The organism is Pantoea sp. X-Soil-ISGK-275 (assembly GCF_059730795.1).
Genome location: NZ_AP035976.1, coordinates 20,231 through 36,663, shown reverse-complemented (window position 1 = coordinate 36,663; position 16,433 = coordinate 20,231). Strand labels below are relative to the sequence as shown.

The following is a 16,433-nucleotide window of genomic DNA, read 5'->3' as shown; positions in this document are numbered from 1 at the left end:
TCCATTCAGTGAAAGGCAGTTACGCATCAGATTACTGCTTTCGCGGAGCGAAGCCTAACGGCCGCCCTGACCTGTGCCGTCGATTGTAGTACCATAACGTTAAGTTGTACTACAATCTGGATCACAAAATAGACAATGCATGTGCGATGATGCGATAAGGTCGCCATGAATGACGACCCTACGATGGATTGGTGAGGTTTGTAGGGTCGCCATTTATGGCGACCAAAAAAAGCGTGAGAAGAAATAAGAAGGGTTTACAGCACCAGCTCTTCAATGGCGTGCGCTACGCCGTCTTCCATATTGGTTTTGGTAATGAACTGCGCGATTTTCTTCACGGAATCAATGGCATTGCCCATTGCTACGCCGGTTCCGGCATACTCAATCATCGCCAGATCGTTTTCCTGATCGCCAATCGCCATCACTTCTTCACGCGCCAGGCCGAGCTTATCCGCCAGCATTTTCACGCCTTGTCCTTTATTCACGCGGGAATCGAGGATTTCGAGGTAGTAAGGTGCGCTTTTGAGAATGGTGTAGTTGTCGCGAGCCTGCTGCGGCAAGCGCTGAATGGCAGAATCCAGCAGATCGGGCTTATCAATCATCATCAGCTTAGGGAAACGCGTGGCGCGATCCATCTCTTCCACGGAACGATAGCGCACCGGAATGCCGGTCAGGCTCGCTTCGTGGATGGTGAATTCGCTGATGTCTTTGTTCGGCGTATAGAGGAAGGATTTATCGAAGGCCTGGAAGTGGACGCCAAGGTCGCGCGCCAGCTGTTCGATATAGAGATAGTCGTCAAAACCCAGCGTGATTTCCGCGACACACTCACCATCATTAGCGCGATGCACCAGCGCACCGTTGTAACTGATGCAATATTGGCCTTCATCAACCAGATTCAGCTCCATCAGATAGCGCTGAATGCCGACCAACGGACGGCCGGTGGTGAGCACCACCATCACACCTTTTTTATGTGCGCGCTCAATGGCCGATTTAACTGCAGGCGTGATCTCGTGCTGCGGATTGAGCAGCGTGCCGTCCATATCGATTGCTACCAGTTTTATAGCCATAACGTCCTCGTGTGTCAGGGTTTCGATCAATGCTAGCGCGATTCAGCTCACACTGACCAGTTTTGCGCCTAACTTAAGATTTTTTCTCATAGTGAGCGTTGTTCAGTTACTACGCTGAAAACAAAAAACCCTTCCACCAGGGAAGGGTTTTTACGTTTTGCCGTGTCGATTAGATATCGATGTTGGCGGCTTTCAGCGCATTCTCTTCAATGAAGGCGCGACGTGGTTCTACCGCATCGCCCATCAAGGTGGTGAACAGCTGATCGGCAGCAATCGCATCCTTGATGGTAACGCGCAACATGCGGCGACTATCAGGATCCATGGTGGTTTCCCACAGCTGCTCTGGGTTCATCTCACCCAAACCTTTATAACGCTGCACTGACAGGCCGCGACGCGACTCTTTCACCAGCCACTCAATCGCCTGCTCGAAGCTGGTGACCGGCTGACGGCGTTCGCCACGTTCGATATAAGCATCTTCTTCGATCAGGCCGCGCAGCTGCTCGCCTAGCGCACAGATTTTGCGGTATTCCGGTCCATCGATGAACTCACTGTCCAGCGGATAATCGGTATCCACGCCGTGCGTACGCACACGCAGCACCGGCTCAAACAGATTCTGCTCATGGTTAGCACGGACATGCGCCAGGTAGCTGCTGCCGTGCGCTTCACGCTCGGTCAAATAGGCCACTAAACCGTCAATCCAGCTCTTAACATCGGCTTCATTGCTGAGGTCGCTTAAGGTTGGATGGTAGATCAGGCCGCGCAGCAGGGCCGTAGGGAAACGGCGCTCCATACGTTTGATCATACGCTGCGTGCCGTTGAAATCAGCCACCAGCGTTTCCAGCGGCTGGCCGCCCAATGCCGGTGCGCTGGCGTTGGTGTGCAGCGTTGCGCCGTCGAGTGCGATAGAAATCTGATACTGGTCCATCGCTTCGTCGTCTTTAATGTACTGTTCTTGCTTGCCTTTCTTCACTTTATACAGTGGCGGCTGAGCAATGTAGACGTGACCACGTTCCACGATTTCTGGCATCTGACGATAGAAGAAGGTCAACAGCAGCGTACGAATGTGCGAGCCGTCGACGTCCGCATCGGTCATGATGATGATGCTGTGATAACGCAGTTTGTCCGGATTGTATTCATCACGGCCGATACCACAACCCAGCGCGGTGATCAGCGTGGCAACTTCCTGTGAAGCGAGCATCTTGTCGAAACGCGCTTTCTCTACGTTAAGGATTTTACCTTTCAGCGGCAGAATCGCCTGATTCTTACGGTTACGACCCTGTTTGGCTGAACCGCCTGCAGAATCACCCTCCACCAGGTAGATTTCAGACAGCGCCGGATCGCGCTCCTGACAGTCGGCCAATTTGCCCGGCAGACCGGCCAAATCCAGCGCGCCTTTACGGCGAGTCATTTCACGTGCACGACGGGCAGCTTCACGCGCACGCGCCGCATCGATAATTTTGCCGACCACGATTTTTGCGTCAGACGGGTTTTCCAACAGGTATTCCGCCAGCAGTTCGTTCATTTGCTGCTCAACCGCCGATTTGACCTCTGAAGAGACCAGCTTATCTTTGGTCTGAGAAGAGAATTTCGGATCCGGCACTTTCACGGAAACCACGGCAATCAGGCCTTCACGCGCATCGTCACCGGTGGCGCTGACTTTGGCTTTTTTGCTGTAGCCTTCTTTGTCCATGTAGGCGTTCAACGTACGTGTCATTGCCGCACGGAAGCCGGCCAGGTGCGTACCGCCGTCGCGCTGTGGAATGTTGTTGGTGAAGCAGTAGATGTTTTCCTGGAAACCATCGTTCCACTGCAGCGCCACTTCCACGCCGATGCCATCTTTCTCCGTCGAGAAGTAGAACACCGTTGGATGGATTGGGGTTTTGTTCTTGTTGAGATACTCAACAAACGCCTTGATGCCGCCTTCGTAGTGGAAGTGATCGTTCTTGCCGTCGCGTTTGTCTTCCAGACGAATTGAGACGCCAGAGTTCAGGAACGACAGTTCACGCAGGCGTTTCGCCAGGATGTCGTACTCAAACTCAATCACGTTGGTGAAGGTTTCGTAGCTCGGCCAGAAACGCACGCGAGTACCGGTTGCATCGGTATCACCCGATACTGCCAGCGGTGCCTGCGGCACGCCGTGCTGATAAACCTGCTGATGCACTTTGCCTTCACGGCGAATGGTCAGCTCCAGCTTCTGCGACAGGGCGTTTACCACTGAAACGCCAACGCCGTGCAGACCACCGGAAACTTTATACGAGTTATCATCAAATTTACCGCCGGCGTGCAGGACGGTCATGATCACTTCAGCAGCAGAGACGCCCTCTTCCGGGTGAATGCCGGTAGGAATACCACGGCCATCATCTTGCACTGAGACAGAGTTATCTGCATGAATAGTAACGGTAATATCACTACAGTGACCGGCGAGCGCTTCGTCGATTGCGTTATCCACGACTTCGAATACCATGTGATGCAGACCGGTGCCGTCATCCGTATCGCCGATGTACATGCCCGGGCGTTTGCGTACCGCATCAAGCCCTTTCAGGACTTTGATACTTGAGGAGTCATAAGAATTCGACATCAACGTTTCTCGCTCATTTAATCTTCAGGTTGAACCACTATTTTACCCTGTTCCACGCGGAACATCTTGCCCTTTTCATCACTCATGTCGATTACATGCTCGACACCAATGGCGCTGACAAATACTTGAGCCTGCGTGGCTTTTAGGCGTTCAGCTAACAGCCGACGACGGGTGTCATCCAGCTCTGAGGCAAAGTCATCAATCAAATACAAACAGCGTCGTCCACTGCTGCGCGTCAGGTATTCGCCCTGCGCTAAACGCAGCGCACACATCAGCAGTTTCAATTGACCGCGTGAGAGTAAATCTTCCACCGGCGTACCTTCGGCACGAATACGAAAATCGGCTTTATGCGGGCCGCTGGCGGTGTAGGTGAGCGCGCGGTCGCGCTCGAAATTGCGTTCCAGCAGTTCGGCGTAGTCGCTCTCTTTATCCCAGCCGCGCTGGAAAGAGAACGCCAACTCAAACTCCGGTAAAAACTGGCCGCAGGTGGCGATGATCTCGCGGGAAATCGCCGCGCTGTATTCGGCCCGCCAGGCACTGATCTGCTCAGCTAGCGGCACCAGTTCCTGATCCCACGGACGAATCTGGCTATAGCGCGAAACCTGACGCAGCGCAGCATTGCGCTGTTTGAGCAGACGACGCAAATTGCTCCAGGCATGGAAAAATCCGGGCGAAGCGTGAAAACAGCCCCAATCGATGTAGGCACGCCGGTATTTTGGACCGCCATTGAGCAGGGTAAACCCTTCCGGCGTAATCAACTGCATCGGCAGCAACTGCGCCAACTCCGCCACTTTGTGGCCATCGCTGCCATCAATACGCACTTTACTGTCGCCAGCACGATTTTTGGTCAAACCGACCGACAATTCTCGTTCGCTGCCTTCAATGCGACCGTGCAGCACAAAGGCGTCCTGCTCATGACGAATCACGCGGCCCGCTTGCAAACTGCGAAACGCGCGACCGTGCCCCAGCGTGTAAATCGCCTCCAGCACGCTGGTTTTGCCGCTGCCGTTGGCACCGACCAGGAAATTAAAGCCCGGCGCTAAGGCCAGATCGGCCTGCTCGATGTTGCGAAAATCTTTAATCAGGAGGCGGGTTAAAGCCATGAAAAGTCCGGGTCGAAGTGGTTTTCACCTCCCCCGCTTGCGGGGGAGGCTGGGTGGGGGAAAGACAGCGAAATAGGTTATCTGCTCGCTGTCCCTCCCCCTAGCCCCCTCCCACAAGTGGGAGGGGGAATGGCATGATCACAAGCGCATTGGCATGACGACGTAGGCTGCAGCCGGACTGGCAACATCTTCAATCTGCACGCTTGAAACGCCATCGGTCAGCAGCAAACGCACGTTCTCGCACTTCAGCGCATTCAACACATCCAGCACATAGCTGACGTTGAAACCGATCTCCAGATCGGTGCCGTTGTAAGAGACATCCAGCATCTCTTCTGCTTCTTCCTGCTCAGGATTATTCGCCGTGATCTTGAGCTGATTTTCCGTGATATAGATGCGAACGCCGCGGAATTTCTCATTCGAGAGAATTGCCGCACGCGCAAACGCCTGCTTCAAAATATCACAGCCAGCTTCCAGCGCTTTGTCGGGATTCTTCGGCAGTACGCGGCGATAATCCGGGAAACGGCCATCAACCAGTTTCGACGTAAAGATGAAGTCACCCACGTGTGCGCGGATGTTGCTGCTACCGATTTGCACCTGCAATGGCGTTTCGCCGCCATCCAGTAAACGCATCAGCTCAATCACACCTTTACGCGGTACGATCACCGAATGGTTCGGCAGCGCCTGACCAATCGGCATGGAGCACACCGCAAGGCGGTGACCATCGGTGGCGACGGTACGCAACTCTTCGCCTTCGGTTTCGAACAACATACCGTTGAGGTAATAACGCACATCCTGATGCGCCATTGAGAACTGCGTGGCTTCGATCAGACGTTTCAACGTCGCCTGCGGTAAGGTGAATTCCACCTCGCTCTGCCAGTCATCCAGATTCGGGAAGTCGCTGGCGGGCAACGTTGACAGCGAGAAACGGCTGCGGCCAGAGCGCACCAGCATTCTGTCGCCTTCCAGCGTCAGGCTGATCTCCGCGCCTTCCGGCAAACCGCGGCAAATATCGAGGAATTTACGCGCGGGAACCGTGGTGGCGCCCGGCTCGTGCGGCTGCGTCAGCGCAACACGGGCTACCATTTCCATTTCCAGATCGGTACCGGTCAAGCGCAGCGAGCCTTCGCTCACCTGCAGCAGTAAATTTCCCAGGATCGGCAGCGTCGGGCGTCCGCCAAGTGGACCGCTAACCTGTTGCAGTGGCTTCAGTAACTGCTCACGTTCTACAATAAATTTCATATGCGTCAGGAAGATAGTGTTCGAATGAGGTTAGAGAAATCTTCTTTGATGTCGTGGCTCTCTTCACGCAGCTGCTCGATTTTACGGCAAGCGTGAAGCACGGTGGTATGGTCGCGGCCACCAAACGCATCGCCAATCTCCGGCAAGCTGTGGTTGGTGAGCTCTTTCGCCATCGCCATCGCCATCTGGCGCGGACGCGCTACCGAACGCGAACGGCGTTTCGACAGCAAATCCGCCACTTTGATTTTGTAATACTCGGCCACCGTTTTCTGAATATTATCAATGGTGACCAGCTTTTCCTGCAGCGCCAGCAGATCGCGCAACGCTTCGCGCACAAAATCGATAGTAATGGCGCGACCGGTAAAGTTCGCGTTGGCAATCACGCGGTTCAGCGCGCCTTCCAGCTCACGAACGTTGGAACGTAAACGCTTAGCAATAAAGAAGGCGACTTCACCTGGCAGACGAATATCGTTTTCATCGGCTTTCTTCATCAGGATCGCGACGCGCGTTTCCAGCTCTGGCGGCTCGATCGCCACAGTTAATCCCCAGCCAAAACGTGATTTCAGGCGATCTTCTACGCCGTTGATCTCTTTTGGATAACGATCCGAGGTCAGGATGATCTGTTGATTGCCTTCCAGCAGCGCGTTAAACGTATGGAAGAACTCTTCCTGAGAGCGCTCTTTATTGGCAAAGAATTGAATGTCATCGATCAGCAGCGCATCAACCGAGCGGTAGTAACGCTTGAACTCTTCGATGGCGTTGTTCTGCAAGGCTTTAACCATGTCCTGCACAAAACGCTCAGAGTGCATGTACACCACTTTGGCATTGGGCTTGCGCGCAATAATGCCGTTACCCACCGCGTGCAACAGGTGAGTTTTACCCAGGCCGGTGCCGCCATAAAGGAACAGTGGGTTATACGCGCCGCCAGGATTATCCGCCACCTGACGTGCCGCCGCGCGCGCCAGCTGGTTCGATTTACCTTCAACGAAGTTGTCGAAGTTATGACGGTTATTCACATTGGAGCGGTAAGTGACATCCGCCGGCGCAGGCACAGAATCCCAGCTTGGACGCAGGATTTGCGTCGGCGCGGGACGATTTTCAATCGGTGCAGGTGCGCTGTAACTGGACGTGGCCATCGCCGGTTGGCTGGTTGTCACCTGTGCGGCAGGACGCGTGCCGACTTCGAAACGCAGTAACGGCACATTTGCACCGCAGAATTCATTCAGCAGCCCATTGATACTATTGAGATATTTATCTCTAACCCAGTCGAGTACAAACCGATTTGGTGCATACAAGGTCAGCGTATTGTCGTTCAATTCAGCTTGCAGCGGACGAATCCACATGCTGAATTCGGTGGCAGGAAGCTCATCCTGCAAACGGGCAAGACACTGTTGCCAAAGCGTAAGTGACACGGCGGACTCCACTCGTACAAAATCGATAAGAATTTTAGGCGCTAATAAATAGAAACGTAATTTTTAGACACAGACGGTTGGAAAGCGCCTGCGACCGCTATTCGCGGTAGTCTTCCCCGGCGATCGCAGTGAGGATCGTCAGCGGAAGGGCGGATCATAACGTAAAGCCGCACAGAGATCTTCCCTTTCTACACAGTTTTGATCCAATTTATCCACAGGCTGCTGAAGCGATAATGAGTTTACGCTTTCTGCGAAAAAAGCCAGCGTTAATGTGGCTGAAAGCGGTAATTTTTCTGGCGAGCTCTCGTTTCTGCGCAACAAATCTGCAAATTGATCGCAAGAAGATCCTGCGCGATCCTTGCGCTTTAACCCACAGCCCGTATAATTCCCCACCCGGCATTATTGCGTGAAGCCTTGATGCCCGGAATCAGCGGGCTGTATCTGGGTTTCCAGGTGCCGCGACCAGCGAAGTAAATTGACTCTGGACTGTACAATTATTACAATCCCGCCTCTTTATTAAAGACACATTGAGGCGTTGGTCGATTTACTGGCCCGAAAACGCGTCACCCAGTGAAAATTTTCAAGTTTAGGTAGAAATCGCCATGAAACGCACTTTTCAACCGTCCGTACTGAAGCGCAACCGTTCACACGGTTTCCGTGCTCGTATGGCAACAAAAAATGGTCGTCAGGTTCTGGCACGTCGTCGTGCTAAAGGCCGTTCTCGTCTGACCGTTTCTAAGTAATAAAGCTAACCCTCGTGGTTAAGCTCGCATTTCCCAGGGAGTTACGTTTGTTAACTCCCACTCATTTCACTTTCGTCTTCCAGCAGCCACAACGAGCCGGTACGCCGCAAATCACCATACTCGGCCGACTTAACGCGCTGGGGCATCCCCGCATCGGTCTCACCGTCGCAAAAAAACATGTAAAACGTGCCCATGAACGCAACCGGATCAAGCGATTGACCCGCGAAAGCTTTCGTCTGCGTCAACATGAGCTCCCTGCGATGGATTTTGTGATCGTGGCTAAAAAAGGGATTGCTGACCTGGATAACCGTGCGCTGACGGAAGCGTTGGAGAAACTATGGCGTCGTCACTGTCGCCTGGCTCGCGGCTCCTGATTGCCCTGATACGCGTTTATCAACGCGCCATCAGCCCACTGCTGGGACCTCATTGCCGGTTCCATCCCACCTGTTCGCAGTATGGGATTGAGGCCTTACGCCGCTTTGGCGTTGTAAAAGGCAGTTGGTTGACGATAAAACGCGTATTAAAATGCCACCCTTTGAACCCGGGTGGTGACGATCCTGTGCCGCCAAAAACCTTTGATACCAGAGAACATTAACGATGGATTCGCAACGCAATCTCTTTCTCATCGCTTTTCTGTTCGTGTCTTTTATGATCTGGCAAGCCTGGCAGACGGACCACGCTCCGCAGCCACAGCAAACCCAGACCACGCAAAACACAAGCAGCGCAGCGGGTGATGCCGCCACTTCCGGCGTGCCGGCTAGCGGACAGGGCAAAACGATCACCGTTAAGACAGATGTCCTGTCACTCAACATCAATACGCGTGGTGGCGATATTGAGCAGGCTCAGCTGCTGACTTACCCGGACAAACTGGGTTCAGACGCACCGTTCCAGCTGCTTGAAACCACACCTGCCTTCGTTTATCAGGCGCAGAGCGGCTTAACGGGCCGTAACGGTCCGGATAACCCGAACAATGGCGCACGTCCGCTGTATACCACTTCGCAAGAAAGCTTCGTGATGGCGGATGGCCAGAGCGAACTGCGCGTGCCGCTGACCTGGACCGGTGAAAACGGCGTGGTTTACACCAAGACGTTCGTCTTTAAGCGCGGTGAGTATGCGGTAAACGTTGACTACAACATCAACAACACCACTCAGCAGCCGCTGGAAGTGTCGATGTTTGGTCAGCTGAAGCAGACGATCGACGTGCCTAAGCACCGTGATACCGGCAGCAACAACTTTGCTCTGCACACCTTCCGTGGCGCAGCGTACTCAACCAGCGATGCGAAATACGAAAAATATAAATTCGACACCATCGCGGATAATGAGAACCTGAATACCACCACCAGCAATGGTTGGGTGGCGATGCTGCAGCAGTACTTTGCTACCGCATGGGTGCCACGCACGCAGGATAACAACACGCTGTACACCAGCAACCTCGGCAATGGCATCGCGGCAATTGGCTACAAATCTGCACCGGTTACCGTTGGCGCAGGCGCACAGCAGGATCTCGGCGCAACACTGTGGGTCGGCCCGGAAATTCAGGACCAGATGGCAGCCATCGCGCCGCACCTGGATCTGACCGTGGATTACGGCTGGTTGTGGTTCATCTCTCAGCCGCTGTTTAAGCTGCTGAAGTTCATCCACAGCTTCATCGGTAACTGGGGCTTCTCCATTATCGTTATCACCTTCATCGTGCGTGGCATCATGTACCCGCTGACCAAAGCGCAGTACACCTCGATGGCGAAGATGCGTATGCTGCAGCCGAAGATTCAGGCGATGCGTGAACGTCTGGGCGATGATAAGCAGAAGCAGAGCCAGGAAATGATGGCGCTGTATAAGGCGGAGAAAGTGAACCCGCTGGGCGGCTGTCTGCCACTGGTTATCCAGATGCCAATCTTCCTGGCCTTGTACTACATGCTGTCAGGCTCGGTTGAACTGCGTCATGCGCCGTTTATTCTGTGGATTCATGACCTGTCAGCGCAGGACCCGTACTACATTCTGCCGATCATCATGGGTATCACCATGTTCTTCATTCAGAAGATGTCACCGACTACCGTGACCGATCCGATGCAGCAGAAGATCATGACCTACATGCCGGTTATCTTTACCGTGTTCTTCCTGTGGTTCCCATCAGGTCTGGTGCTGTACTACATCGTCAGCAACCTGGTGACCATTCTCCAGCAGCAGCTGATTTATCGCGGCCTGGAAAAACGTGGTCTGCATAGCCGCGACAAGAAGAAAGCGTAACGTCTGACTGCAACCAGCAGCAGCGTATAATTAAGGGGCGGCATTTATGTCGCCCTGTTTTTTTGTTTTGAGAAAAGGTGAATCATGAGCCACAGCGACACTATTGTTGCCCAGGCGACGCCTCCAGGCCGCGGCGGCGTCGGCATTCTGCGTATCTCCGGCGCAAAAGCCGCTGAGGTGGCGCAAGCCGTGCTCGGCAAGCTGCCAAAACCGCGCTATGCCGACTATCTGCCCTTTACCGATGCCGATGGCAGCGTGCTCGATCAGGGCATTGCGCTATGGTTTCCTGGCCCGAACTCCTTTACCGGTGAAGATGTGCTGGAGCTGCAAGGCCATGGCGGCCCGGTAATTCTTGACCTGCTGCTGAAACGCATCGTGGCGCTGCCCGGCTTGCGTATTGCCCAGCCAGGCGAATTCTCGGAACGCGCCTTCCTCAACGACAAGCTCGATTTAGCGCAAGCCGAAGCGATTGCCGATCTGATCGATGCCAGTTCAGAGCAAGCCGCTCGCTCGGCGGTGAACTCGTTGCAGGGCGCATTTTCCCTGCGCATCAACGCACTTGTGGAAGCACTTACTCACCTGCGCATCTATGTGGAAGCAGCCATCGACTTCCCGGATGAAGAGATCGATTTCCTTTCCGACGGCAAAATTGAAGCCCAGCTCAATGTGGTGATCGGCGACCTTGATGGCGTGCGTGCCGAAGCGCGTCAGGGCAGCCTGCTGCGTGAAGGGATGAAGGTGGTGATTGCCGGTCGTCCCAACGCCGGGAAATCGAGCCTGCTCAATGCCTTAGCCGGGCGCGAAGCGGCGATCGTCACCGATATCGCTGGCACCACGCGCGACGTGCTGCGCGAGCATATCCACATTGACGGCATGCCGCTGCACATCATCGATACCGCAGGTTTGCGAGAAGCCAGCGACGAAGTCGAGCGCATCGGTATTGAGCGCGCGTGGCAGGAGATCGAGCAGGCCGACCGCGTGCTGTTTATGGTTGATGGCACCACCACCGACGCGACCGAAGCCGCCGCAATCTGGCCGGATTTTGTTGCCCGTCTGCCGGAAGCGCTGCCGATAACCGTGGTGCGCAACAAAGCGGATATGACCGGCGAAGAGCTGGGCCTCACTGAAGTGAACGGTCACTCACTGATTCGTCTCTCGGCGCGCACCGGGGAAGGTGTGGAAGCGCTGCGCGATCACCTGAAACAGAGCATGGGATTTGCCGGCAATATGGAAGGCGGATTTCTCGCACGCCGCCGCCATCTGCAAGCACTGGAGTTAGCCGCAACGCACTTGCAGCAGGGCAAGCATCAGCTGTTAGGCGCGTGGGCCGGCGAATTACTGGCAGAAGAGTTACGTTTAGCGCAGCAAGCGCTGAGCGAAATCACCGGTGAATTCACCTCAGACGATTTGCTGGGCAGAATCTTCTCCAGTTTCTGTATTGGTAAGTAATGACCTGTTACGTGGTCGCCATGAATGGCGACCCTACGGCGTTCTAATGTAGGGTGCGCAATCCCGTTAATCATGCGTCTTTGTTATTTGGCTCCCCAACGCCTTTGCAGTATAACGATCACTGCCCGGCGTACAGGTCCTGCTGGGTACATTCATTATTCATGCTAAATATTGGGCGCCAGTTGCTGCCTGAACAGGAGAGAAACATGAGTACAACGCTCGACAGCGTGGCGCTGAACGCGCTGTTCAACGAAGCCCGCACCCACAGCTATTGGCAGGACAAACCGGTTTCGCAGGATTTGCTGAAGCAGCTCTATAGCCTGACCGCGCTGGGCCCAACCTCCGCTAACTGCTCGCCAGGCCGTTTTGTATTTGTGACCTCGCAGGAAGGGAAAGAGAAGCTGAAACCCGCGCTCTCCTCCGGCAACGTCGATAAAACCATGGCCGCACCGGTGACGGTGATCGTGGCGTGGGATCCTGAATTCTACGAAGCGCTGCCAAAGCTGTTCCCGCACGGTGATGCGCGCAGCTGGTTTACCAGCAGCCCGGATCTGGCGAAAGAAACCGCGTTCCGTAACAGCAGCTTGCAAGCAGGTTATTTGATTCTGGCCGCGCGTTCGCTGGGCCTGGATGCGGGCCCGATGTCCGGTTTCGATCCGTCAAAAGTGAACGAGGCGTTCTTCAGCGAGAGTAAATGGCATGTGAACTTACTGATCAATCTCGGCTATGGCGAAGCCAGCAAACTGCATGCGCGTCTGCCGCGTCTGGGCTTTGATGAAGCCAGCACCTTTGCCTGATTGAGAAAAGGCGTCGGGCTGAGTCCACGACGCCGGTTTTAAGCGGTTATCCCAGTGAATGGAAGCCGCTGTTGAAGTAGATCATCGGCTCTGCCGCTTCACCGGGCAGAGCGATCCCCACGATACGCGCCAGCAGCACGCTGTGCGTGTTCCACTCCACCACCTTCTCCAGCTGACAATCAAAACTCACCAGCGCATCAGCTAAAATCGGCGCGCCGGTATTTAATGTCTGCCACGTACCACTTTGAAAGCGCTCGTCGCGGCGTGAGGATTGGCTGAACTGGGCACATAAGTCGTCATGCTGTTCACGCAGCACGTTAACGGCAAAATGGCCGGCGTTGATAAAGGCATCATGGCTGGATGCGCTGCGATTGACGCACACCAGCAGACTTGGTGGCTCAGCCGCCAGCGAACTGACCGACGTCGCAATCAGCCCCAGCTTTTCGCCCTGAAATTCGGTGGTAACCAGAGAAACACCCGCGGTTAAGCGACGCATGCCGTGACGAAACTCATCAAGCGAGATCGATTCCTGGCGAGAAATAGCGGTAACTGACATAGAAAACTCCGACGTGCATGCTTCTAAGATGCGCACGATTGGCAGATGAATGAATTGGTTAGCGCACTTCACTGTGCCTTTTTACTGTCCAAATCCTACACCACATCAGGCCGTTCGGCATCCGTTGAGACACGAATCTGCAAAAGCGTTCTATGCAAAGTTGCCAAATGGGATTGCCGCCTGGCTTCGTCCTTATCTGAAATATCGCCGATTCCATCTTAAGCCGGATGCAAACCCATGAGAAAATTCTTACAATAGCACTGATGATTATTCGACCATTTTCACGGAGCGACAGATGGCTAGTCATTTTGTACGTTGGATAGGTAATCCGCCCTTTTCTTTCGAGAATATGCGGGTGCCACAGGAAGTGATCAACAGCGCTCAGCGCTTCGCTGACAAGCGTCGCGGACGCTTTCTTGCCGCGCGTGAACTGCTGGCGCAACTGATGCTGCGCGTTTATGGCATTCGCGAACTCCCCGCGCTGACGACCTCCAGCAGCGGACGTCCCTGCTTTGCCGATACTAACCTGCCCGACTTCAGTATTTCCTACGCTGGCAACACCATCGGTGTGCTACTGGCCGAAGAAGGCGGGCGCGCCGGATTGGATATGGAGATTGTGCGCGCACACAGCCGTCAAACGCAGGATATGCTGACGCAGGATCTCTCCTCCGGCGAAAAAGCCTGGATCAACGCGCAGCAGGATTTCATGGAAGCGGTGACGCAAATCTGGACGCTGCGCCAAAGCATTCTCAAGCTCACCGGCGAAACCAATAGCGGCATTGATTCACTGCGTTTGCATCCTGCGGCCGGTCGGCTGCGTTCCACCGTGTTTCCCGATATTCAGGCGGTGTGTGATGCTGAGCCAACGCTGGTGTGGTCTTGCGCGCTGTCGCCCGGCACCGAACGCTTACACTTGTGGGAGATTGATGGCGCGCAGCACTTGCAAGCGCTGCGCGATGTCGAGATGAGCAAACCCAATATCGGGCCGCGTACCTTGCGCCTGACCAGTTTGGTCACGCCGCATGAGATGGGACATCCGTCATAAAAAAGGCCGCATCAGCGGCCTCTTCTATTTAGTGGGCGTCGATAAAGACGATTTTCAGCACGAACAGCAGCGCGACTACCACCACGCACGGGCTGATTTCACGCCAGCGGCCGGTCCCCAACTTCATCACGCAGTAAGAGATAAAGCCCAGCGCGATACCTTCGGTGATCGAGAAGCTGAAAGGCATCATCGCCGCAGTAACGAATGCTGGCACCGCTTCGGTGAGATCGTCCCACTGCACGCGTGACAGCGACGCCGTCATCAATACGCCAACGTAAATCAGCGCACCCGCCGCCGCATAAGAAGGCACCATCGCCGCCAGCGGTGACAGGAACATCACCAGCAGGAACAAAATGCCAGTAATCACCGCCATCAAGCCGGTGCGACCACCGATCGCCACGCCGGACGAGCTTTCAATGTAGGCGGTCACCGATGAGGTACCGATCAGCGAACCGGTCACTGAACTGATGCTATCAACGTACAGCGCCTGCTTCATGCGCGGGAACGTGCCTTTCTCGTCGGTCAGCCCGGCTTTATCGGTTACGCCAATCAGCGTGCCGGATGAGTCGAACAGATTGACCAGCATAAAGGAGAAGATCACACCGGCCATGCCGATGTTGAACGCGCCTTTGATATCGACCTGGCCGACAACGGAAGTGATCGCAGGCGGCGCCGCGAACACGCCGCTGAATTTCACATCGCCAATGATCAGGCCCAGCGCGGTCGTCACCACAATCGACACCAGCACCGCCGCATGGATATTGCGAGAAGCCAGAATCGCGATGATGAAGAAACCGAGCGCTCCAAGCAGCACGCTGTGCGAGGTCAGATTGCCAACAGCAACGATGGTATCGGCGTTTGGCACGATGATACCGGCGTTTTTCAGCCCCATCATGGCGATAAACAGGCCGATACCGGCGGTGATACCCACGCGCAGGCTGAGCGGAATGTTGGCAATCATCCAGTAACGCACGCGCAGCAGCGTAAGGATCAGCAGACCCAGCGCGCCCCAGAAAATCGCGCCCATACCAATCTGCCACGAATAACCCATGGCACCGACCACCACAAAGGCGAAGAAGGCGTTCAGGCCCATCGCCGGCGCCAGCGCCACCGGCAGATTCGCCACCAGCCCCATCAGAATGCTGCCGAACGCGGCAATCAAGCAGGTAGTAACAAACACGGCCTGCGTATCCATGCCCGCCACACCGAGAATTTGCGGGTTAACGAAAACGATGTACACCATCGTCAGGAAAGTCGTGCAACCGGCAATCACTTCGGTGCGCACCGTGGTTCCGTGTTCCTGCAGTTTGAAGATACGCTGCAAAAGGCCCTGATTAGTCATTCCACTGTTCCGCTAAAAAATTTATCGCCGCGTATCCTATAGAGTTTAGCGCGGCAAAACACTGATTTTTCGCAACCGGTTGCTCAGGGTCGCTTTCTGCGCTCAGTGCGTTAGAGTGTCAGCTTATTGTTTAACAAAAGGATGATGTGCAATGTCGGTTGAATGTATTTTTTTTGATTGCGACGGCACGCTGGTCGACAGCGAAGTGATCTGTACGCAAGCTTACGTCAACACCTTTGCCCGCTACGGTATTGAATGCTCTCTACAGCAAATGTTTGAGCAGTATAAAGGGGTGAAGCTTTACGACATCATCCGCGATGTGGCGGCCGAACATCAGGTTGAATTGCCGCTCGAAGAGGTGGAAACCGCCTATCGCGCCGAAGTGGCTAGATTGTTTGATCTCGATTTAAAACCGATTGCCGGTGCCAAAGCGCTGGTGGAAAGTGTCAAAGTGAAGATGTGCGTGGTTTCCAACGGCACGGTGAAGAAGATGCAACATTCGCTGGGCTTGACCGGCATGCTGCCGTATCTCGATGGCAAGCTGTATAGCGGTTATGACATTAACCACTGGAAGCCGGATCCAGAGCTGATGTATCACGCCGCCGAGCAGATGCAGGTGCCGATTGAGAAGTGCATTCTGGTGGATGATTCCGAGGCTGGTGCGCGCGCGGGGATCGCGGCCGGGATTCCAGTGTTTTACTACTGCGCCGATGCGCACAATCCTGAATTAGATCATCCGCTGGTGACGCGCTTTGATGATATGGCGCAGTTGCCGGATCTGTGGCGTGCGCGTGGGTGGGATTTGGTGAAGTAAGGTGCGCGCTGGCCCTCATCCCAACCTTCTCCCGCAAGCGGGAGAAG

General features: G+C 54.7%; 15 protein-coding genes. 8 read left to right on the top strand and 7 right to left on the bottom strand.

The window, feature by feature from the left end:
- Positions 1-254: 254 nt before the first annotated feature.
- The 5 genes from yidA to dnaA all read right to left on the bottom strand — a co-directional run bounded on the left by yidA (position 255) and on the right by dnaA (position 7,396).
- A complete protein-coding gene (gene yidA, locus AC6I8A_RS00170; RefSeq protein ID WP_497817838.1) occupies positions 255-1,064 on the bottom strand; it encodes a sugar-phosphatase in 810 nt (269 codons plus the stop codon).
- 169 nt (positions 1,065-1,233) lie between these two features.
- Complete coding sequence (gyrB, locus tag AC6I8A_RS00165) at positions 1,234-3,642, bottom strand: DNA topoisomerase (ATP-hydrolyzing) subunit B (protein ID WP_265301409.1); 2,409 nt, start codon at positions 3,640-3,642, stop codon at positions 1,234-1,236.
- Positions 3,643-3,659: 17 nt separating this feature from the next.
- A complete protein-coding gene (gene recF, locus AC6I8A_RS00160; RefSeq protein WP_256697901.1) occupies positions 3,660-4,745 on the bottom strand; it encodes a DNA replication/repair protein RecF in 1,086 nt (361 codons plus the stop codon).
- Positions 4,746-4,883: 138 nt separating this feature from the next.
- Entirely contained in the window at positions 4,884-5,984 is a 1,101-nt protein-coding gene (gene dnaN / locus AC6I8A_RS00155) for a DNA polymerase III subunit beta (protein WP_008105300.1), read from the bottom strand.
- Between the two features lie 5 nt (positions 5,985-5,989).
- Complete coding sequence (gene dnaA, locus AC6I8A_RS00150) at positions 5,990-7,396, bottom strand: chromosomal replication initiator protein DnaA (RefSeq protein ID WP_008105301.1); 1,407 nt, start codon at positions 7,394-7,396, stop codon at positions 5,990-5,992.
- A 602-nt stretch (positions 7,397-7,998) separates the two neighbouring features.
- Between dnaA and rpmH the strand changes: the two genes are divergently transcribed.
- The 6 genes from rpmH to AC6I8A_RS00120 all read left to right on the top strand — a co-directional run bounded on the left by rpmH (position 7,999) and on the right by AC6I8A_RS00120 (position 12,629).
- Complete coding sequence (rpmH, locus tag AC6I8A_RS00145) at positions 7,999-8,139, top strand: 50S ribosomal protein L34 (RefSeq protein WP_003849659.1); 141 nt, start codon at positions 7,999-8,001, stop codon at positions 8,137-8,139.
- A gap of 14 nt (positions 8,140-8,153) precedes the next feature.
- Positions 8,154-8,513: a ribonuclease P protein component gene (gene rnpA / locus AC6I8A_RS00140; RefSeq protein ID WP_036648555.1), complete on the top strand. Its 360-nt coding sequence runs from the start codon at positions 8,154-8,156 to the stop codon at positions 8,511-8,513.
- Positions 8,477-8,734 carry a membrane protein insertion efficiency factor YidD gene (gene yidD / locus AC6I8A_RS00135; RefSeq protein WP_007893564.1) on the top strand — a complete coding sequence of 86 codons (258 nt, stop codon included), beginning with the start codon at positions 8,477-8,479 and terminating at the stop codon, positions 8,732-8,734. The genes rnpA and yidD overlap by 37 nt, the downstream gene beginning before the upstream one ends.
- 2 nt (positions 8,735-8,736) lie before the next feature.
- On the top strand, positions 8,737-10,383 hold the full coding sequence (yidC, locus tag AC6I8A_RS00130; RefSeq protein ID WP_497817837.1) for a membrane protein insertase YidC: 1,647 nt from the start codon (positions 8,737-8,739) through the stop codon (positions 10,381-10,383).
- An 84-nt stretch (positions 10,384-10,467) separates the two neighbouring features.
- Complete coding sequence (gene mnmE / locus AC6I8A_RS00125) at positions 10,468-11,832, top strand: tRNA uridine-5-carboxymethylaminomethyl(34) synthesis GTPase MnmE (protein WP_137386828.1); 1,365 nt, start codon at positions 10,468-10,470, stop codon at positions 11,830-11,832.
- A 206-nt stretch (positions 11,833-12,038) separates the two neighbouring features.
- On the top strand, positions 12,039-12,629 hold the full coding sequence (locus AC6I8A_RS00120) for a malonic semialdehyde reductase (protein ID WP_497817836.1): 591 nt from the start codon (positions 12,039-12,041) through the stop codon (positions 12,627-12,629).
- A gap of 46 nt (positions 12,630-12,675) precedes the next feature.
- Here the strand turns inward: AC6I8A_RS00120 and AC6I8A_RS00115 are convergent, their stop codons facing one another.
- On the bottom strand, positions 12,676-13,185 hold the full coding sequence (locus tag AC6I8A_RS00115; RefSeq protein ID WP_256697894.1) for a flavin reductase family protein: 510 nt from the start codon (positions 13,183-13,185) through the stop codon (positions 12,676-12,678).
- Between the two features lie 295 nt (positions 13,186-13,480).
- On the opposite strand from AC6I8A_RS00115, the gene AC6I8A_RS00110 reads away from it, so the two are divergent.
- The gene (locus AC6I8A_RS00110) at positions 13,481-14,230 is read left to right on the top strand and encodes a 4'-phosphopantetheinyl transferase family protein (protein ID WP_497817835.1); all 750 of its coding nucleotides are present in this window, start codon (positions 13,481-13,483) and stop codon (positions 14,228-14,230) included.
- Positions 14,231-14,258: 28 nt separating this feature from the next.
- Here the strand turns inward: AC6I8A_RS00110 and AC6I8A_RS00105 are convergent, their stop codons facing one another.
- Positions 14,259-15,572: an NCS2 family permease gene (locus AC6I8A_RS00105; protein WP_101763902.1), complete on the bottom strand. Its 1,314-nt coding sequence runs from the start codon at positions 15,570-15,572 to the stop codon at positions 14,259-14,261.
- Between the two features lie 151 nt (positions 15,573-15,723).
- Between AC6I8A_RS00105 and yieH the strand changes: the two genes are divergently transcribed.
- Positions 15,724-16,386, top strand: coding sequence for a 6-phosphogluconate phosphatase (yieH, locus tag AC6I8A_RS00100; protein WP_479490354.1), 663 nt, complete (start codon positions 15,724-15,726; stop codon positions 16,384-16,386).
- Positions 16,387-16,433 lie beyond the last annotated feature (47 nt).